General features: G+C 53.7%; 24 protein-coding genes. 21 read left to right on the top strand and 3 right to left on the bottom strand.

All coding sequences use genetic code 11. The annotated features are described in order from the left end of the window. Positions 1-81: 81 nt before the first annotated feature. From PAT3040_RS34830 to comA, 3 genes are all read right to left on the bottom strand, one after another. Positions 82-543, bottom strand: coding sequence for a DUF441 domain-containing protein (locus PAT3040_RS34830; protein ID WP_087567302.1), 462 nt, complete (start codon positions 541-543; stop codon positions 82-84). Between the two features lie 151 nt (positions 544-694). Next, positions 695-1,408, bottom strand: coding sequence for a 2-phosphosulfolactate phosphatase (locus PAT3040_RS34825; protein ID WP_108996230.1), 714 nt, complete (start codon positions 1,406-1,408; stop codon positions 695-697). Positions 1,409-1,474: 66 nt separating this feature from the next. Then, entirely contained in the window at positions 1,475-2,302 is an 828-nt protein-coding gene (gene comA, locus PAT3040_RS34820; protein WP_507763387.1) for a phosphosulfolactate synthase, read from the bottom strand. A gap of 159 nt (positions 2,303-2,461) precedes the next feature. Here comA and PAT3040_RS34815 point away from each other — a divergent pair, with 159 nt between their 5' ends. The 21 genes from PAT3040_RS34815 (at position 2,462) to PAT3040_RS34715 (ending at position 19,388) form a co-directional block, all read left to right on the top strand. Then, positions 2,462-2,728, top strand: coding sequence for a YqhV family protein (locus PAT3040_RS34815; protein ID WP_179215434.1), 267 nt, complete (start codon positions 2,462-2,464; stop codon positions 2,726-2,728). A 101-nt stretch (positions 2,729-2,829) separates the two neighbouring features. Further along, complete coding sequence (gene spoIIIAA, locus PAT3040_RS34810) at positions 2,830-3,861, top strand: stage III sporulation protein AA (protein WP_087567093.1); 1,032 nt, start codon at positions 2,830-2,832, stop codon at positions 3,859-3,861. Next, positions 3,858-4,376, top strand: a complete 519-nt coding sequence (gene spoIIIAB, locus PAT3040_RS34805) for a stage III sporulation protein SpoIIIAB (protein ID WP_108996227.1) — start codon at positions 3,858-3,860, stop codon at positions 4,374-4,376. The genes spoIIIAA and spoIIIAB overlap by 4 nt, the downstream gene beginning before the upstream one ends. 14 nt (positions 4,377-4,390) lie before the next feature. Next, on the top strand, positions 4,391-4,594 hold the full coding sequence (gene spoIIIAC / locus PAT3040_RS34800; protein ID WP_068686620.1) for a stage III sporulation protein AC: 204 nt from the start codon (positions 4,391-4,393) through the stop codon (positions 4,592-4,594). 9 nt (positions 4,595-4,603) lie between these two features. After that, positions 4,604-4,999: a stage III sporulation protein AD gene (spoIIIAD, locus tag PAT3040_RS34795; protein ID WP_087567091.1), complete on the top strand. Its 396-nt coding sequence runs from the start codon at positions 4,604-4,606 to the stop codon at positions 4,997-4,999. A gap of 8 nt (positions 5,000-5,007) precedes the next feature. Further along, positions 5,008-6,261: a stage III sporulation protein AE gene (gene spoIIIAE, locus PAT3040_RS34790; protein ID WP_258235303.1), complete on the top strand. Its 1,254-nt coding sequence runs from the start codon at positions 5,008-5,010 to the stop codon at positions 6,259-6,261. Between the two features lie 34 nt (positions 6,262-6,295). Beyond that, entirely contained in the window at positions 6,296-7,006 is a 711-nt protein-coding gene (spoIIIAF, locus tag PAT3040_RS34785; protein WP_108996226.1) for a stage III sporulation protein AF, read from the top strand. Positions 7,007-7,073: 67 nt separating this feature from the next. Then, positions 7,074-7,703 carry a stage III sporulation protein AG gene (gene spoIIIAG / locus PAT3040_RS34780; RefSeq protein ID WP_087567089.1) on the top strand — a complete coding sequence of 210 codons (630 nt, stop codon included), beginning with the start codon at positions 7,074-7,076 and terminating at the stop codon, positions 7,701-7,703. Between the two features lie 48 nt (positions 7,704-7,751). Beyond that, a complete protein-coding gene (locus PAT3040_RS34775; RefSeq protein ID WP_181377016.1) occupies positions 7,752-8,357 on the top strand; it encodes a SpoIIIAH-like family protein in 606 nt (201 codons plus the stop codon). A 760-nt stretch (positions 8,358-9,117) separates the two neighbouring features. Further along, the gene (gene accB, locus PAT3040_RS34770) at positions 9,118-9,618 is read left to right on the top strand and encodes an acetyl-CoA carboxylase biotin carboxyl carrier protein (RefSeq protein ID WP_087567087.1); all 501 of its coding nucleotides are present in this window, start codon (positions 9,118-9,120) and stop codon (positions 9,616-9,618) included. 27 nt (positions 9,619-9,645) lie between these two features. Next, the gene (gene accC / locus PAT3040_RS34765; RefSeq protein WP_108996224.1) at positions 9,646-11,016 is read left to right on the top strand and encodes an acetyl-CoA carboxylase biotin carboxylase subunit; all 1,371 of its coding nucleotides are present in this window, start codon (positions 9,646-9,648) and stop codon (positions 11,014-11,016) included. 121 nt (positions 11,017-11,137) lie between these two features. Further along, positions 11,138-11,545, top strand: coding sequence for an Asp23/Gls24 family envelope stress response protein (locus tag PAT3040_RS34760; protein WP_108996223.1), 408 nt, complete (start codon positions 11,138-11,140; stop codon positions 11,543-11,545). A gap of 93 nt (positions 11,546-11,638) precedes the next feature. After that, positions 11,639-12,196, top strand: coding sequence for an alkaline shock response membrane anchor protein AmaP (gene amaP, locus PAT3040_RS34755; protein ID WP_087567084.1), 558 nt, complete (start codon positions 11,639-11,641; stop codon positions 12,194-12,196). Positions 12,197-12,209: 13 nt separating this feature from the next. Continuing rightward, entirely contained in the window at positions 12,210-12,440 is a 231-nt protein-coding gene (locus PAT3040_RS34750; RefSeq protein ID WP_087567083.1) for a DUF2273 domain-containing protein, read from the top strand. 115 nt (positions 12,441-12,555) lie between these two features. Continuing rightward, positions 12,556-12,999: a transcription antitermination factor NusB gene (gene nusB, locus PAT3040_RS34745; protein ID WP_087567300.1), complete on the top strand. Its 444-nt coding sequence runs from the start codon at positions 12,556-12,558 to the stop codon at positions 12,997-12,999. Positions 13,000-13,069: 70 nt separating this feature from the next. Next, positions 13,070-13,930 carry a bifunctional methylenetetrahydrofolate dehydrogenase/methenyltetrahydrofolate cyclohydrolase FolD gene (gene folD, locus PAT3040_RS34740; protein WP_087567082.1) on the top strand — a complete coding sequence of 287 codons (861 nt, stop codon included), beginning with the start codon at positions 13,070-13,072 and terminating at the stop codon, positions 13,928-13,930. Between the two features lie 5 nt (positions 13,931-13,935). Next, positions 13,936-15,285, top strand: coding sequence for an exodeoxyribonuclease VII large subunit (gene xseA / locus PAT3040_RS34735; protein ID WP_108996222.1), 1,350 nt, complete (start codon positions 13,936-13,938; stop codon positions 15,283-15,285). 5 nt (positions 15,286-15,290) lie between these two features. Next, complete coding sequence (gene xseB, locus PAT3040_RS34730; RefSeq protein WP_373271260.1) at positions 15,291-15,545, top strand: exodeoxyribonuclease VII small subunit; 255 nt, start codon at positions 15,291-15,293, stop codon at positions 15,543-15,545. A gap of 3 nt (positions 15,546-15,548) precedes the next feature. After that, positions 15,549-16,469: a polyprenyl synthetase family protein gene (locus PAT3040_RS34725; protein ID WP_373864000.1), complete on the top strand. Its 921-nt coding sequence runs from the start codon at positions 15,549-15,551 to the stop codon at positions 16,467-16,469. Between the two features lie 160 nt (positions 16,470-16,629). Beyond that, positions 16,630-18,528, top strand: a complete 1,899-nt coding sequence (gene dxs / locus PAT3040_RS34720; RefSeq protein WP_108996221.1) for a 1-deoxy-D-xylulose-5-phosphate synthase — start codon at positions 16,630-16,632, stop codon at positions 18,526-18,528. Between the two features lie 14 nt (positions 18,529-18,542). Next, positions 18,543-19,388 carry a TlyA family RNA methyltransferase gene (locus PAT3040_RS34715; RefSeq protein WP_108996220.1) on the top strand — a complete coding sequence of 282 codons (846 nt, stop codon included), beginning with the start codon at positions 18,543-18,545 and terminating at the stop codon, positions 19,386-19,388. Positions 19,389-19,409 lie beyond the last annotated feature (21 nt).

Below are 19,409 nucleotides of genomic sequence, written 5' to 3'. Positions count from 1 at the left end.
AATAGCTGCAAAAAGAGGGCGCCATCCAGGCTGTTATCAGCTTGGGTGGCGTCCTTGTTGTTTTATTCGGTATATGTAGGGTCAGGATTCTCCGCTTAGCATTTGAAACAGCTTATACAAGATGGCGGTAATGCCGGCCGCCATTAACGGCCCCACCGGTATGCCTCGCAGTACGACGATGCCGACGATGGAACCAAGCACTAGTCCTACGATGATTTGAGGATCGATACGAAGCAGATCAAGACCCTTGCTATTAATATAGGTCGCTGCAGCTCCGCCGATCAGGGCGAGAATGCCTTGCCACGAAGTGAGCACGCTGCTGAAGTCCTTCCATCCGATTTTCCCCGCCGCGAACGGCACAAGCACGCTGAGCGTCAGGAAAAGAAGGCCGAGCTCCAAGCCGCGGCGTTCGATGCCGGGGAGGAACCTCTCCAGATGAACAAGCTTGATCGCCAGCAATATGCAGGCCGCTGTCGCGATGATGGACGAGCGGCCGACGACACCTACAATGATTAAAGCTACCAATATGATTTGACCTGTCATCTTGATATGCTCCCATTCCCAAGCGGATTGAACGGCCCCTACAACTATAAGTTCAAAAGTTCGGTTTTGAACAACCTCTATAAGCGCCTACAATCATTATATGGACGGGCTGAGATCAATATGTCAATCCTATTGGAACTGCACAGCGATTCTATCGCCGAGGAACAAGCACATCGCCGACGAGATACGGAACCTCCTGTAACGTATTTACTCTCGCGCAACAGGCTATATCGCTCTTCTGTCCTAACTTTAACAGACGTTTCCCGGAGGCGCTGTTCATTAAGATCGTCTCCATGCGATCGCGATTATCGGCATACAAAGATTCCATTGCGGTACCAAAGTCGTCCGTCTCTAAGAAGACGTCACCCGGCTTGCGCAGATGATGCAGAAGCAAGCCTGCGCATAATCCATCCTCGATCGCGAATTCGTCATGGCTTCCCGCGCACATGATGATGATGTCGCGCTTAAGCTCCAGAGCGAATTCCGCACACGCTTCGGCGTTCAAGAGCGAGGCGGCAATGACGTGATCGGCTCTCGTAGATTTATGAATGGCTCTGGTCCCATTTGTCGTCGTCAGGATGACTTTTCGTCCTTTTACGGTATCAGAGTTGTACTCGGATGGAGAATTGCCTAAGTCGAACCCGGCGATCCGGCGGCAAAAGCGCTCTCCGCCAAGCAGATCTCCGGGGCGGTGCAACGACTTTGCGTCCATGACGGTCTCCGCGGGCAAGACGCTCGCCGCTCCGGCAGACAGCGCGGCAACAATGGTGCTGGTCGCTCTAAGCACGTCGATGACGATAGCGGTCTTGTGATGGAACTTCGCGGCGCAAGCTTCGTTAACACTGGATATGACTTGAACCATCATGACGGATGTCCTTCTTTCTTAGGGCGTATCTGAATACTCCGAGGGGAGCAGATTTTCAGACACGACCTAGATCATATAATCGATTTCATAGACATGGCGTCCCAGATGGAAAGTGTCGGAGCGAAGTCCCCGTCTCATCGCTTCAAGCGCAAGCGCATCTCCGGGCGCAATGTTGCCCAGATGGACCGTTGGCCCGAATTGCCGCAGCAATTCGACCTGCTGGCTTTTGAGCGGAGCTTCCCACATCAGCTTGCCGGCATGCTCCACTCTCTTAAGAACGCTCTCCAGCACAGCCTCCTTGCATTGCCCCTTCTCGTCGAATAGGCCGACATTAAGGCCGGATTCCCGTGCTTCAACGGTCACGAGCTCCGCACCTGCTTCCCAGTCGCAATGCGCCGTGAAGGCCAGCTCTTCCGGATCAATGACGGATCCCTCGGCCTTCTTGCCGTATTCAGTTGTAACGATAAAACCTCTGCGAACGCATTCCTTTATTAGCGAGGTGCGACGAATTCGATTCAGATCGATTGTACCGTCTGATATTTCGATCCCGGTAAAGCCGAAATGCTGCACGGTATCCAGAAATTCGCGGGTAACGTTCTGCTTGATGGCGGCTTCCAGCAACGTTCCTCCGGGCAACGTTACGATGCCATGCTCGCTAGCCATTCGCAGCTTTTGCCTGAGCAGCTCGGAATCATAAAGAACCGAAGTTCCGAATGCAAGCTTGAGCATATCGACGTAAGAGCTTGACACTTGGAGAAAATCAGTGAGGCTATGGAGTCCAAGTCCTTTGTCAATCACCATGGTCTTGCCAAGCTGCAGTCTGCGGTCTCTTCCTCTAATGCCGCTAGGGTCCTTTAATAGCTGATGCCAGTTGTCTGATACAGCAGTTCTCATCATGTTCGTCTCCTTCGGTGCTTCTCGCAGGATGAATTTCCGGTACAACATTGATTCACTATATGCGGGTGGTCTTGGGCTGGTGTCCGGCATGAAAAGAAGAGAAGCGCGCATATAATGGGACAAGAAGTCCAAGACCTTTTGAGGAGGAATCATGCTGTGATAAACAAAATCGTGATGACAATGGCGTCTTTGCGCTTGATGTCGGGCACCATTGAAATATGCGCGGCGCTGCTGATGCTGCGTCTCAATCAAATCGACAAGGCGCTTGTCGTCAATTCGTCGCTTGCCCTTGTAGGTCCGCTCGTCCTGATCGCAACGACGACGATCGGCTTGGTCGGATTGTCGGATAAGCTGTCTCCCTCCAAATTTATTTGGGTGGCGGTCGGCGTCTGTTGTCTGATGATCGGAATTTTAAAGAAATAGTAGAGTCGAACTCTAGCAATAAGAGAGAAGCTTTTGCATATTGTCCCAGAGACAAGCATACATATGTAACGATCAAGGACAAACATCCGGGAGTGAGAAGAATGCTTGCACAGGTGTCGCATCTGCTGCCGCTGGAGCTGAAGCGTCTGCTCGAGGGATTGCCCGCGGATATTAAGGGGCAGCTCGAGGAAATTCGCATTCGCGAGAATCGTCCGCTTGAGATCGCCTATGGAGGTAACAGTCGGTTCATCACCGCGGATTCGGGCATATTGCAAGATGCAGAAGGCGCGGTGAAGCCAACGGCCGAGCAATGCAGAAAGCTGCTGGAAAGAATAACGAATTATTCGTTGTACGCCATGGAAGAAGAGCTTCGCAGAGGCTACATAACCGTATCGGGCGGTCATCGGATCGGACTAGCTGGGAGAACCATACTGGACGGAGGCATTGTTCGGGGCATTCGAGACATCGGCGGCTTCAACATCCGGATTGCCAGGGAAGTCATTGGCGCTTCCGTCCACCTGCTTCCCAAGCTGCTGGATCGTACGCGGCAGTCGATCGGGTCGACGCTCATTCTGGCGCCGCCGCAGCAAGGGAAGACGACATTGATACGTGATCTGGCACGTGCAATCAGTTATGGCGCCTGGACAGGCATGACAGGGATGAAGTGGCGAGGAAGGAAGGTAGGCATCGTAGACGAAAGATCGGAGATTGCAGCCTGCGTCCGAGGAATTCCTACCTTCGACATTGGCCCTCGAACGGATGTCATGGACGCTTGTCCCAAAGCTGAGGGGATTATGATGCTGTTGCGGTCGATGTCGCCGGAGGTGCTCGTTGTCGATGAGGTTGGCCGGCCGGAGGACGCAGACGCCATACGCGAAGCAAGCCATGCCGGGGTGGCGATTATTGCAACCGCCCATGCTTATGACCTGCAGGATGCGAAGGGCAGGCCGGAGTTGAACAAGCTGATTCAAGACGGCACATTCGCCCAGATCGTCGAGCTTAAGCGTACGAAGGAAGGAGTCATGCACAGAGTCGTTAGACTTGGCAACTCGCCTAATACGCCGTCTGTCGGTTCGGAGACGGGAGAGCAAAGCATGCTTAGCTTCGTTTCCCGCCAGCGGGATGAGCCATGATCGGGGTGCTAGGCGCCATTTTGATTATCGTGGCGGGCACGTTGATCGGCTTCCAGCAAGCAGCGCGATTCGCGGAGCGGCCGAAGCAGCTTAGACAGCTCTCCCATGCCCTGCAGCGGCTTGAGACCGAGATCGGTTACGGGCATACGCCTTTGCCGGAGGCGCTGGAGAGAACGGCATCGGCGACTCCGCCGCCGATCTCCCCCATTTTGCGAAGCGCGGCCGAAGGGGTATGGAGGGCGGAAGGGCCGACGTTTCAGGAGAGCTGGAGCGCCGCGGTTAAGCTGCATTGGAGGGACACGGCCATGAAGACCGCAGAGATGGGAGTTCTGATCCGACTGGGAACGACGCTTGGCATTAGCGACAAGGAGGATCAGATGAAGCATCTTCGGCTCGCCCTGTCCCAGCTGAAAGCAGAAGAAGATTCCGCCCGAGACGATCAAGCCCGTTACGAGAAGATGTGGAAGAGCCTTGGCGTATTGCTGGCTGTACTGATCGTCATTTTGATGGTGTAAGAGGTGCGCTGCTTATGAATATCGATGTGAGCGCCATATTCCAGATTGCGGGGATCGGCATTATTATCGCCATGATCCACTCCGTGCTGAAGCAGATGGGGAAGGAAGATATGGCGCATTGGGTAACGGTTATCGGATTTGTTGTTGTGTTGTTCATGGTGGTCCGCCTATTAAACGAACTTTTCCAAGAAATAAAGACGATCTTTCTGTTCCAGTAGGTGAACGCGTTGGAAATGATTCAAATCATCGGTCTCGGCTTAATCGCAACGGTGCTGATTCTCGTCATCCGGGAACAGAAGCCCATGTTCGCCTTCTTACTGGCGGCGTTCACGGGATTGTTCATCTTCCTGTACGTCATCGGCAAGATCGAAGCGGTCATCACGGTGCTTGAAGATTTGGCCAGCAAGTCGGGCATCCCATCCATTTATCTGAAGACGGTGCTCAAAATTATCGGAATCGCGTATATCGCGGAATTCGGAGCGCAGATCGTAAGGGACGCGGGTCTGGAGAGCATCGCTTCAAAAATCGAATTTGCCGGCAAAATATTTATTCTCGTAATGGCGGTTCCCATCATTAACGTTATCGTCGAGACGGTCATCGGACTATTGCCGGCGGGGAGCTGAATGAGGAGATGACAGGATCAGGACCCCGTGCAAGGGCCAAGCTGCTGCTTATGATTTTCCTGATTGCGCTGGCCTTCCAGCTGGTGCCGGCCGTCCTTCAGGCAGACGCTGCCGCGGTGTCGTTGACCGAAGAAGGCAAAGAAGGCAGGAGACAAGATGGGACAGCTGCCGCAACGGATGCGATGACGAAGGATCAGCTTGCCGGAGTCGACACGGAGGGTGTTGAGGCGTACTGGAGCAAGCTGAGCAGCGAATACGGGGGATTCTTCCCCGAAGGAAAGATGCCGACATTCCGCGAGATGCTGCTTCCAGGAGGCGGCTTTAAACTGACGGACGTGCTGCAAGGCCTGGTTCGTTATCTGTGGCATGAAGTGCTCTACAATGGCAAGCTGCTTGTTACAATCGTCCTGCTGACCGTATTCAGCATGGTGTTGGAGACGATGCAGTCGGCATTCGAAAAAAGCGCGATCAGCAAGGTCGCTTACGCCATCACGTTTATGGTTCTCGTCATCATCGCGGTGAACAGCTTTCATGTCGCCATCGGTTATGCCAGAGATGCGATCGAAAGCATGATTACATTTATGCTGGCCATGGTGCCTCTGCTCTTGACGCTCCTGGCATCGATGGGCAGTCTCGTGACGGTGTCGGTGCTGCATCCGCTTATTATTTTTATGATCCATGCCGTAGGAACCGTCATTTACACGTTTGTTTTCCCGCTTCTGTTTTTCTCGGCCGTGCTGCATATCACAAGCGCGTTGTCCGAAAAGTTCAAGGTGACTCAGCTGGCGAATCTGCTCCGAAACGTCGCTGTCGGGGCTCTCGGCATCATGTTGACGATCTTCCTCGGCGTCATCTCGGTGCAAGGCGCGACAGGCGCCGTTACGGACGGGGTGACGCTGCGGACTGCGAAATTTGTCACGGGCAACTTCGTTCCCGTCGTCGGCCGAATGTTCTCGGATGCGGCGGATACCGTTATCTCCGCTTCCATGCTGGCAAAGAACGCAATCGGCATCGCGGGCGTCATCGTCCTGCTGTTCCTGAGCGCATTCCCTGCACTGAAAATAATGACGCTTGCGCTCATCTACAATGTGGCAGCTGCCGTCATGCAGCCGCTCGGCGATTCGCCGATCGCGGATACGCTTCAGACAATCGGGAAAACGATGATCTACGTTTTCGCCGCGCTTGCCGCCGTAAGCCTGATGTTCTTTCTTGCCGTAACGATCATTTTGACGGCGGGCAATGCGGCGTTAATGACCAGATAAAGACGGATTTATTAAAGGAGGTGAGCAGAATGTGATGACTTGGCTCAGCGACTGGCTGCGGGACATTATTGCCGTCATTCTGCTGGCTGTGCTGGTCGAGCTGCTGCTGCCAAACAAGGCGATGCAGCGTTATGCCAGACTCGTTGTCGGTCTGTTCATCCTCCTGACCATTCTGTCTCCCTTGCTGCGGCTTTTCCAAGAGGATATCGGTTCTAAGCTGGACGCAAGCATCCAAATTTGGGATGAGCGCACGATGGAGAGAAACGTGAAAATGCCAACGCTTTCGGAAATTGAGCGCAAAGCGGCCGAGCTTTCGGAACAGCGCGGTCGGGAGACCGCGAAGCTTGTGGAACGCACGCTGGAGAGCGGGATGCTGGCCGAGCTGCGGAAGAATGCCGGTAGCGCCGTAGAGTCTGTGGATGTGGCATTAGTTTGGGGAGAGAAGCGTGGAGAGAACGACGTTCCGGACATCGGCGGGATTACGATTACGCTCAGAGCCATGCAGAGTTCGGAGAAGGAAGAGGAAGTGCCGGTTGCGGAAGAAGTGGAGGAAGTGCAGCAGGTGTCGGTGCAGGTGTCCGTAGAAGCATCGCCCGAACAAAAGGAGCAATCGGGCACTGGTTATCCAGGCACCCGGGATGAATACGCCGAAGTGAAAGGTCGCGCGGCAACGGAGATTAGGGATGTCATTTATCAAGGCTGGGGGGTGCATAGAGACCTCATTCTGATCAGGCAGCGCGCTTGACGACAGAATACAGTTCAGGCACAGCTCGCTATACATGCAGGCATTCCCCTTGGGAGGTTGGGTAAACGTGGCAAAATGGCTGGAAAATTTGGAGGCGGCGGTCGGCGGCGGTCCCAGCGGCCCGAAGCGTGTCCGAACTCTTCGCATCCTGCTTATTGTTGGCGGGATCGGCGCCGCGCTGATGCTTATCAATTCGTTCCTGCCATATAAGGACGTGGAATCGTCGGCGCAGGATCCTAATCCGCCCCCGGCTGCCGAGGAGGCCTGGAATCAAAGCCAGGTTTCAAATTCACCCTTCCAGCAGATCGAGCATGCACTGGAGACAAGGCTGGAGGAAATATTGGGCAAAATTGTCGGTGTCGGCTCGGTGGACGTTATGGTAACGGTCGATTCGACCGAGGAAATCGTCTTGGGCAGGCACAGTCAGGAGACGCAATCAAACACGGACGAGAATGACAAAAACGGGGGAACTCGCCAAATTACATCTATCAGCCGGGATGGACAGGTCGTGTTATACGAGGTGTCCGGCGATCAGAAGCCGATCGTCACCAAAACAATCAATCCCAAGATACGGGGCGTTCTCATCGTTGCTCAAGGCGCAGAGAATACGACGGTCAGGAGGCTCATAACGAGCGCGGTAGAGAAAGGCGTCAGCGTCGCGGTTAACAGGATTGAAGTCGTGCCACGCAAGCAATAACAATGCAGTACCTATATGAACAAAAATAATATTTGGGAGGCTGTTTCCATGAACACAAAAAGACAAACGATTTGGTTAGTATCCATGTTAAGTCTGATGGTCATCCTGTCCGCCTATTACCTGTTCACGCAGGATCTTAACGATGCCGACAAGCTGTCGGGCAGCGGAGCGGAGACGGAAAATGTCTCCGAGGTTAACGGCGGAAGCGGCATCGTAGTTGATCAAGTCGATCAAGGAAATGGCGAGATGAGCGAGAAGGACAAAGAGGTATTGGCCGAGATGGAGCGTAACGGCATGGCTTCGAGCGGTTTGTTCGCAGATCTGATGTCGAAGCGCGAGGGACAATACGCGGAAGAAGAAGCGCGCATCTATGCCGTCATCGCGAACGTCGAATCCTCGGATGAGGAATTCGCGGCGGCAACGAAGGAGATGGAATTGCTGGAAGACAAAAATTCGCGAATTACCAATCTGGAAATCGCGCTCCAGGACAAATACGAGATGGCGCTTATTTCGCCGGAGAACGATCGTTATAAAGTCGTGGTAACAAGCGACAAGCTGGAGAAGAAGGAAGCGGCCGGCATTATCGAGCAAGTCATGAAGACGCTTGAAGTCAAGCCGGAGCAAGTCACCGTGCAATACGTACCGGCGCCGTAATTTCACGGTTTGCCAATCGCAATCCGCGCATCATCGGCACCAGTCCGCTGATGCGCGGATTTTTTGAAATACAGGAAAGTATATGATTTCGCCGTACTTTCTCTATATTTCTCGGAACGAAACGCGCCTCGTCGCGAAGGACGGCGACAGCCGTTTCGCCTTGCCATATTGGAACTTAAAAGTTTTCGATCTTGTCGGAGAAGTGAAATTCTTATACTCGGTTTTTCATACACATTTGCCCTCGTCCCCCCGCCAACGTCGCATTGTACTCGGTTTTTCATACACATTTGCCCTCGTCCCCCCGCCAACGTCGCATTGTACTCGGTTTTTCATACACATTTGCCCTCGTGCCCCCGCCAACGTCGCATTGTACTCGGTTTTTCATACACATTTGCCCTCGTCCCCCCGCCAACGTCGCATTGTACTCGGTATTTCATACACATTTGCCCTCGTGCCCCCGCCAACGTCGCATTGTACTCGGTTTTTCATACACATTTGCCCTCGTCCCCCCGCCAACGTTGCATTGTACTTGGTTTTTCATACCCATTGCCCTCATACCCCCGCCAACGTCGCATTGTACTCGGTATTTCATTGCAAAGCAAAAATAAAGGGTCCTATATAGAAGGTAATTGTCCGCAAACGGAGAATAATTCTAAGCATTGCATGTAGAAAAGCGTATTCCGACAAAAAAAAATTCGTGTTGGCGGCAATTTATGCTATAATACAAAACGTTATGTGAAGAAGAGGAGTGATTACGTTCATGTTCAAGTTGAGCGAAATTAAAGAATTGGTTAAACTTATTGACCAAACTTCCGTTCAAGAGCTGGAAATTGAAAACGAAGGAGCGCGTCTGCATATCCGCAAGCCGGGAAAAACCGAAGTGGTGAATGTGCAAGCGGCTCCAATTACGCATACATACTCCGCCGCGCCTGCCGCCACTCAGCCGTATACAGCGGCCGGACAGTCCGAAGCACAGCCAGCTGCCGCTGAGTCAGCAGCTCCCAAAGCCCCGGCTCCGGATCTGCACCAGATCGTATCGCCTATGGTCGGCACGTTCTACAGCGCGCCTTCTCCCGAAGCTGCTGCCTTCGTGAAAGCCGGCGACCGCGTGACCGAGAAGTCCGTCGTCTGCATTTTGGAAGCGATGAAGCTGATGAACGAGCTGGAGGCGGAAGTGAAGGGCGAGATCGTCGAAGTGCTCGTCGCCAATGGACAACTCGTCGAATACGGCCAACCGCTATTCCTTGTGAAAGCGGACTAACACTTCTCGTTCGAAAGGGGTTCCCACGTGAAATTCCACAAAATATTGATCGCGAACCGCGGAGAAATCGCGGTTCGAATTATTCGTGCCTGCCGCGAGCTCGGCATCTCTACCGTGGCCGTGTTCTCCGAAGCGGACAGAGACTCTCTCCATGTCAAGCTTGCCGATGAAGCTTATTGCATTGGGCCGACGTTATCCAAGGACAGCTACTTAAATTTCACGAGCATTATGAGCGTAGCGACGATAACCGAATGCGACGCCATTCATCCCGGATACGGCTTCCTTGCCGAGAATGCCGACTTCGCGGAGATTTGCGAATCGTGCAATATTACGTTTATCGGACCTTCCGCGGATGCCATCAGCAAGATGGGGGACAAAGCCGTCGCGAAGCTGACGATGAAATCCGCCGACGTACCCGTTATACCGGGCTCCGACGGTCTTATCGACAACCTCGACGAAGCTGTAGAGATAGCGAGAGCGATCGGTTATCCCGTCATTATTAAAGCCACTGCGGGCGGCGGCGGCAAAGGGATTCGCATCGCGGAGAACGAGGAATCGCTTATCAGCCAGATTACGACGGCTCAGCAAGAAGCGCAGAAGGCATTCGGCAACGCCGGCGTTTACCTGGAGAAATATTTGACGGGCATGAAGCACGTCGAGATTCAGATCATGGCGGACAAACACGGCAACGCGGTTCATTTGTTCGAGCGTGACTGCTCCGTGCAGCGCAGACGCCAAAAGCTCGTCGAAGAAGCGCCTTGCCCGGTTTTATCTCCTGAGCTGCGCGAGCGTATGGGAGCCGCCGCGGTTCGCGCGGCACTGGCCGTTGAGTACTCCGGCGCCGGCACCCTGGAGTTTCTCCTTGGTCAGGATGGCCAGTTCTACTTCATGGAGATGAATACGCGCATTCAAGTGGAGCATCCCGTTACGGAGATGATCACGAACGTAGATATCATTAAGGAAATGATCAATGTTGCCGAAGGCAATCCGCTATCGTTCCGACAAGAGGATCTTAAGATTAATGGCTGGTCGATAGAGTGCCGGATCAACGCGGAGGATTCCGAACGCAACTTCATGCCTTCCGCCGGCCATATCCCGTTCTATCTGCCTCCAGGCGGTGCGGGCGTGCGCGTGGACAGCGCGGTATATCCGGGCTACACCATTTCGCCGCATTACGATTCCATGATTGCCAAGCTGATCGTATGGGGCGCGACTCGGGAAGAAGCGATCGCGCGCATGAAGCGGGCGCTGTCCGAATTCGCCATCGAAGGCATACGGACGACGATTCCTTTCCACATGAAGCTGTTAAGCCATCCCAAATTCATCCAGGGCGATTTCGATATCAAGTTTCTCGAGGAGCATGATATCAACGGTTCGGGAGCGGCGATCGGCGAATAATTATACAAGCAGGTAACGTTTGTCATAATTACTGCCTAATGTTATAGTATAGAAATAAGATGCGACATAAGGCTTGGCTTTCGCCGGGCCGCGCGCAACTTTAGGGAGGTGTACAACGAACATGAGTACGATCGCCGCGGATTATGAGAAAACAGAAATCGGTACGATTCAGATTGCCCCCGAAGTCATTGAAGTGATTGCAGGGCTTGCCGCCATCGAAGTAAAAGGCGTAGCCGGCATGAGCGGAGGTTTCGCTGGAGGAATTGCGGAGCTTCTCGGTCGCAAAAATCTGTCCAAGGGCGTCAAGGTGGAGGTTGGTCAGCGCGAAGCGGCCGTGGACGTGTCCATCATCGTGGAATACGGTCATAAGATTCCCGAGATCGCGTCCGGCATCCAGAACAACGTCAAGCGTTCTATCGAGATGATGACGGGCCTTAACGTTGTAGAAGTGAACGTACATATTCATGACGTACATTTCAAGTCGGCAGAGAGACCGGATGATGAGGATACCCAAAATCGGGTCAAATAAAAAAGCATACATGCATTTGTACAACCCCCTTGTGATTGGGCATGCCGATCGGCCAGGGGGTTTTCATTCGCTCTGACGGGAGGATTGGCTGCATTGATCAAAGTTGTGGACAAGCTATTGTTGTTTCTTTACAGTCTGATCGTCGGCGTTATATCCATATTCTTTATGAGTCTCGGCTTCGGGTGGCTGACAAGCAGGATGCTGAGCGATCTGTTAACGGAGTTCTATCGGTCCAACGGTATACAGATCGGCACCGGAATCGCCGGCATCGTCATTCTGCTCCTGAGCTTCCGGTTCTTCATTCTGTCGCTGCATCGCGGCTCCATGTCGGCGCAATCCATCGATCAGCGCACGGAGTTCGGCGATATTCGAATCTCGATCGAGACGATCGAGAACCTGGCGCTAAAGACGGCGTCCAAGCAGCGCGGCGTAAAGGAATTGCGCTCGCGCGTGAGAGCGTCCGATTCGGGTCTCGAGATCGTGCTTCGCGCCGTTATCGACGGCGAAAGCTCCATTCCGGCTCTGACGGAGGACATTCAGCGGGCGGTAAAGGAGCATGTCGAAGACATTACCGGCATTCCGGTATCCAACGTGGCCGTATTTATCGCCAACGTGGTACAGGCAAACACGTTCAAGAGTCGCGTAGAATAGAGGTGGACGGCCGATGTGGAGGGAGATCTGGAGCGTCTATTGGAAACGAATCCTAGGCGCGGCAGCGGGGCTTTTCTGCAGTATTGTGTATTTGGCATTCGGGTTCTGGGACATGCTGTTCGTAGCGTTGCTCGTTTTTGCGGGTTATTGGTTCGGCAAACAGAAGGAATCGAGCAACGGCCCGGTTATTCCATGGCAACGTATATGGGAGACAATCATGGACAGGTTCCGTCCCTTTCGATAATTGAGTGGTCTCCTCCGTTCATCGGAAGTCGGGTATCCGAATCCTTCCGTTAAGGGAGGAGATCATCGTTTTCATGGAGCAAATAATTAAGGAAGAAAAGATGCGGAGGATTGGCATGAAACGGAGATTGGCTAGGGAAATCGCGGTATCCAGCCTATACCAGATGGAAATGAATGAGGTAACGGCTGCGGAGGCCGTCGACATGATCATGGAGGAGCTGCGCCAGGATAACGAGCTCGGCGCGGATCCCAAGGAGATCGGCTCGACGGATGACTTCGCAAGGGAAATCGTGAACGGGGTCATCGCCCGCAAGTCGGAGATCGACGGGATGCTTCAGCAGTTCCTGACAGGCTGGCAAGTGGACAGGCTCTCGCGCGTAGACCGTCAGGTGCTGCGTCTGGCCTGTTACGAGATGGTGTTCAGGGATGATGTGCCGCCCAAGGCGGCGATTAACGAGGCGATCGAACTCGCCAAACATTTCGGCACGGAGGAATCCGGGAAATTCGTCAACGGCGTGTTGGGCAAGCTTCTGCTCGGAATCGACGAATTGAAGGCTTGATGGCGATTGTAATCGGCAGACGATATAAAGTCCGCTTAAGGCGGTTAACGAAAAAGGAGACGAGACGGACATGGGAGCGCATATCATTGATGGCAAAAAGATTTCGGAGCAAATTCGCGGAGAATGGCTGGAGCAAATCGCCGAACTAAAGGAGAAAGGCATCGTTCCCGGACTTGCGGTCGTATTGGTTGGCGATGATCCCGCATCCAAGGTGTATGTCGGTTCCAAGGAAAAGGCTTGCATTCAGTTAGGCATCTATTCCGAAGTTCACCGTCTGCCGGGCGATACGACAGAGGAGGCTCTGCTCGCTCTGATCGGTAAGCTTAACAATCAGGATTCGATTAACGGCATTCTCGTTCAGTTGCCTCTGCCGAAGCATATTAACGAGAAATCCGTCATTGACGCGATCAGCGTAGCAAAAGACGTAGACGGCTTCCATCCGGAGAGCGTCGGCAACTTGACGATAGGGGATGACAGCCTGTTGCCATGTACGCCCGCAGGCGTGATCGAGCTGATCAAACGCAGCGGCGTTGATATCGCAGGCAAACACGCTGTCGTCATCGGACGCAGCAATATCGTCGGCAAGCCGGTTGCCATGCTGCTTCTTCGCGAGAATGCGACCGTTACGGTATGCCACTCCCGTACGGCGGACATGGAGGGCATCGCGAAACAAGCCGATATTCTCGTTGTCGCGATCGGCAAGGCCAAAGCGATTGACAGTCGATATGTAAAGCCGGGCGCAGTCGTAATTGATGTCGGCATTAACAGACTGCCTGACGGCAAGCTGGCTGGCGACGTTGACTACGAGGACTGTCTGGAGACGGCGGGCTACATTACGCCTGTACCTGGCGGCGTTGGCCCCATGACCATCACGCTTTTGATGGGCAATACGATCAAGGCGGCTAAGAGGGCGAACGGAATCGGGGTGTAGTCCGCATGACGGCACAACCACGCGTTTACTCCGTCAAGGAACTCAATAAATACATTCGCATGAAGCTGGAAAGCGATATTGTGCTGGGCGACGTCTGGCTGCGCGGCGAAATTTCCAATTTCACCCATCATTCCAGCGGTCATATGTATTTCACCCTCAAAGATGAAGGCAGCCGGTTGAAATGCGTCATGTTCGCCTCGCATAACGCGAGGCTTCCTTTCATCCCAAGAGAAGGTGCCAAGGTGCTGGCTAGAGGCAATATTTCCGTCTTCGAACGGGATGGCAACTACCAATTTTATTGCATGGCGATGCAGCCGGACGGGATTGGCAGCTTGTATCTGGCTTTTGAGCAGTTGAAGGAGAAGCTGGATCAGGAAGGTCTATTTGCAGCTTCCCGCAAGCGCTCTCTCCCTGCTTTTCCCAAAGCGATCGGAGTCATTACATCGCCTACTGGCGCAGCGGTCAGAGATATTACGACGACTCTTAAACGAAGATACCCGATCATCCCGGTCTATGTCTATCCCGTGCTCGTGCAAGGAGCGGGAGCGGCCCCTGCTATCGTCAATGCCATACAAGCGATGAATCGATTCGGCGAATGCGACGTATTAATTGTTGGTCGCGGCGGAGGATCGCTGGAGGAGCTGTGGGCGTTTAACGAAGAAGCCGTCGCGCGGGCGATTGCCGACAGCGCTATTCCTGTTATCAGCGCTGTCGGCCATGAGACGGATTATACGATATCCGACTTTGTCTCCGATTTGCGAGCGGCCACGCCAACGGCTGCAGCGGAGCTGGCGGTTCCGCATGTGGCGGAGCTCGGACAAGGTCTGGAGCGGTTGAAGCAGAGGCTGGACGGGGCGATGCGTCTCCGGCTTCGCAAAGATGCCGAGAGGCTGGAACGGGCAAGAAGATCGCCGTTCTTCCGATATCCGCGCAAATATTTGCTGGAACAGGCTCAGCGTCTCGACAGGCTGCAGGAGCAGTTGCGCTCGCGGACGGAGCGGTTGGTCGTCCGCGAGAGGGCCAGACTCGACAAGCTTGGCAAGGGATTGGTCGCCAGACACCCCGGCGAACGCATCGCATTCTCGGCCAAGCGATTGGCGACGGCGGCTCACCGTTTGGAATTGTCAGCTTCCGGTTTAATAAAAGAGAAGAAGCAGCGGCTCGGCGCAGGAGTCCGGCAGCTGGACGCGCTTAGTCCGCTAAAGGTCATGGCCCGCGGCTATGGTCTTGTCTATGACAACGAAGGCAAGACGCTGCTTAAGACTGTTCAAGGCACGCAAGAAGGCGATGAAGTGACCGTCAAGCTGTCGGATGGCAGTCTGGAATGCCGCGTATTATCGGTGAAAGGGGAGTGAGGCACGTGGCAGCAGTGAAAGAGGAAGAACTAAGCTTTGAAGGCGCAATGGATCGTCTGGAATCCATTGTAGCCCGCTTGGAAAATGGAGATGTGCCGCTCGAGACGGCGATTGAATTATTCCAGGAAGGAATGCGGTTATCGCAGCTTTGCGGCGGGAAGCTGGAGCATGTCGAGCAACGAATCGAGTTGTTGCTTGAGTCGGAGCAAGGCTTTCAGAAAAAAACGTTTGCTTCCGCAAGCGAGGATAAAGGAGAATAACGTTTGGAAGCAAGGGATGCAACAGCTACAATTCGCGATTATTTGCAGCATAGCGCCAGCGAGACGCAAGCAGCGCTTGCCGGATCGCTTCCTGCCGGCTGGGATGTTCCGGGCAGGCTGAGGGAAGCTATGCTTTATTCTCTGGATGCCGGCGGCAAGCGGATTCGTCCGGCGTTGGTTCTGACAGCAGCCGAAGCCGTTCGCGGATTCGCTTCCGACAGGGAAGCGGCTTTGACCGTTGCCTGCGCGGTAGAATACATACATACTTATTCCCTGATCCATGACGATTTGCCAGCTATGGACAACGATGATTTCCGCCGGGGCAAGCCGACGAACCATAAGGTGTTCGGCGAAGCCATGGCCATCCTGGCCGGGGACGCATTGTTGACCCACGCGTTCAAGCTGGTGGCAGATGCGGCCGCAAGAGGCGTATCGGCAGAGACGGCACTGGCTATATCCGGCGAGCTTGCAGTCCTGGCAGGCGCATCTGGCATGGTTGGCGGTCAAGTCGCAGATATGTTAGGCGAGCAAGGCATTACAGCGATACGCGAGCTGGAATTTATTCATCTCCACAAGACCAGCGATCTGATCATATTCGCCGTAAAGTCCGGAGCGAGGATCGGCGGGGCAAATGCCCGCCAACTGGAGCTTCTGGAGATATACGGCCGCAATATCGGGCTGGCCTTCCAGATTCAGGACGATATTTTGGATCTCGTTGGCGACGCCGTGAAGCTGGGCAAACCGACGAACAGCGACGTTGAGCAGAGAAAAGTGACTTATCCGTTCCTGATCGGAATGGAGGAAAGCAAAGCGCTCGTCGCAAGTCTCACCGAACAGGCGAAAACCGCCATCATCGAGGCCGAGCTCGCTGATCCTTCCAGATTACTGCAGATTGCCGATTATTTAGTGCATCGCGACCATTAATGGAGCTCCGTACGTGCGAGTTCAAAAAGTTCGGAAGCGGACTTTTGAACAACCTCTGCTAGAGGTCTGTTTTGGCACATTCGACAACTATGTTATAATAGGTAAAATGTAGACGTTCATTGGACGGCGATCGTGCTGTCCTCGAAAGCGAGGAAATCATGTGCTGCTTGATCAAATTAGCGGACCAAAGGACTTAAAGGAATTGAACGTGGCGCAGCTGGAAGAGCTGGCTGGCGAAATCCGCCAGTTTCTCATCCAGAAGCTGTCCGTTACGGGCGGGCATTTGGCTCCGAATCTCGGTGTCGTCGAATTGACGCTGGCCATGCATTTTTTATTCCACAGCCCTGACGATAAATTTATCTTCGACGTTGGACATCAATCCTATGTTCATAAAATATTGACCGGCCGCATGGAACAATTCGATACTTTGCGCAAATACAAAGGACTGTGCGGCTTCGTGAAACGCTCCGAAAGCGAGCATGACGTCTGGGAGGCGGGACATAGCAGTACATCCCTGTCAGCCGCAATGGGCATGGCGCTCGCCCGCGACCTTAAAGGCGATGACAACCGCGTTGTTGCCGTAATCGGCGACGGAGCGCTTACTGGCGGCATGGCGCTAGAAGCGCTTAACCATATCGGCCACGAGAAACGGAATATGATTGTTATTCTTAATGACAACGAAATGTCCATCGCTCCGAATGTAGGCGCGTTGCACCATTATTTGGGGAAAATCCGGACGGATCGCCATTACCAGAAGGCCAAGGACGAGCTTCAGCATCTGCTTAACAAAATTCCGGCAATCGGCGGGAAATTGGCCAAAACTGCGGAGCGTTTCAAAGACAGCCTGAAGTATTTGCTTGTAAGCGGCATTTTGTTCGAGCAATTCGGCCTGACCTACCTGGGACCCGTCGACGGACATGACATCGATGGTTTGCTGGACATTCTAAAGCAAGCGGATTCCATGCCGGGGCCTGTACTTGTGCATGTTATCACGGTAAAGGGCAAAGGTTATTCGCCCGCCGAAGCGGATTCGCACAAGTGGCATGGAGCTTCTCCGTACAAGATCGAATCCGGGCAGATGGTCAAAGCCGTCGGACCACCAATGTATACGAAGGTATTCGGCGACATGCTTATTCAGCTTGCGGAGCAGGATGAGCGCGTTGTTGCTGTAACGCCGGCAATGCCTGGCGGCTCCGGCCTGCTTGATTTCGCGGAGAAATTCCCGAATCGCATGATAGACGTCGGTATTGCCGAGCAGCATGCGGCAACATTGTCCGCCGCGCTTGCTCTGGAAGGACTTAAGCCGGTTTTCGCCGTATATTCGACCTTCCTGCAGAGGGCCTATGATCAAGTCGTTCATGATATTTGCCGCCAGAACCTGAATGTCGTTTTCGCAATCGACCGGGCCGGGTTCGTAGGGCCTGACGGTGAGACGCATCAGGGCGTATACGATATTTCGTTCCTGCGGCATGTGCCGAATCTTGTTATTATGATGCCCAAAGACGAAAATGAGCTTCGCCGCATGATGAAGACGGCGATTGATTATAACGACGGTCCGATCGCTGTCCGTTATCCGCGAATAAACGGAGTTGGCGTGGAGCTTGACGCTCATCCTGAACCTCTGCCGATCGGCAAATGGGAATGGCTGCGCGAAGGAGAAGGCAATGTTATTCTTGCTATCGGTCCAATGATCGGAGTGGCGGAGGAAGCGGCCGATCTGATGAAGCGCGAAGGCGCCTTGGTCGGTATCGTAAATGCCAGATTCATCAAGCCGCTGGATGAAGAGATGTTGCTTGCTATTGCCGAGCAAGGCAATCGAATCATTGTGCTGGAAGAAGGAGCAGAGCTGGGCGGTTTCGGCAGTTCTGTACTCGAATTTTATTCCCGGAAGGGACTTTACGAAGTACCTGTTCGCATCATTGGCGTGCCGGATCTATATGTGGAGCACGGCTCCATCGAGCAGCAGCGCGAGGAAGTCGGCTTGACGGCCGAACACGTCGCCGCTGAGCTCCGCGCCATGAATCCGAGACGCATGAAACGCGTTACAGGGCAGGCATAAGGGCAAGGAGAGTTATGACCACGACACCCAAAGAACGGATTGATGTTTTATTAGTTGAACGGGGATACTTCGACAGCCGGGAGAAAGCCAAAAAAGCGTTAATGGCCGGTCTCGTGCTAGTGGATGACGAACCCGTGGACAAAAGCGGGATGAAGGTGCCGAGATCCGCCGACATTAAGGTCAAAGGCGTGCTTCATCCCTATGTCAGCCGCGGCGGTCTTAAGCTTGAGAAGGCGATTAAGCTGTTCGGCATCGATTTAACTGACAAGGTTATGCTGGATATCGGCGCATCCACGGGCGGGTTTACCGATTGCGCATTGCAGAACGGGGCAAGCTACGTCTATGCGATCGATGTCGGCTATAATCAGTTGGATTGGTCGCTAAGGCAGCATCCTCAAGTCGGCGTGATGGAACGGACCAATTTTAGATACATGCTGCCGGAACATCTGACTGGCCCGCCGCCGAGCTTCGCTAGCATTGATGTATCCTTTATATCGCTCAAACACATTCTGCCTACTCTTGCGACGCTGCTTCCTCCTAGTTCGGGAGTTGTGGCGCTAATCAAGCCGCAATTCGAAGCGGGCAGAGAGAAGGTCGGCAAATCCGGCGTCGTCAGGGAGCCTTCCGTTCATGCGGATGTTCTTCGGCAAGTATTGGGTTACGCTTCGGAGACGGGGTACGTCCTTCAGGAGTTGACGTTTTCCCCGATTACCGGGGGAGAAGGCAATATCGAATTTCTCGCTTATTGGTTGACCGGGGCTTCAGAAAATGCCGCTGTCAACGAAAAATCCGATGACAAGGAAGCTCGTATTCTGGCGTTGGTCGAGGAAGCGAATCGGACGTTCAAGGTTAAGGTATAACGGTTTGAAACATAAAAGTCA

This window comes from Paenibacillus agaridevorans (genome assembly GCF_003112455.1).
GTDB lineage: Bacteria > Bacillota > Bacilli > Paenibacillales > Paenibacillaceae > Pristimantibacillus > Pristimantibacillus agaridevorans.
The sequence above is the reverse complement of the archived record's forward strand: the minus strand, read 5'-3'. Positions and strand labels throughout refer to the sequence as shown.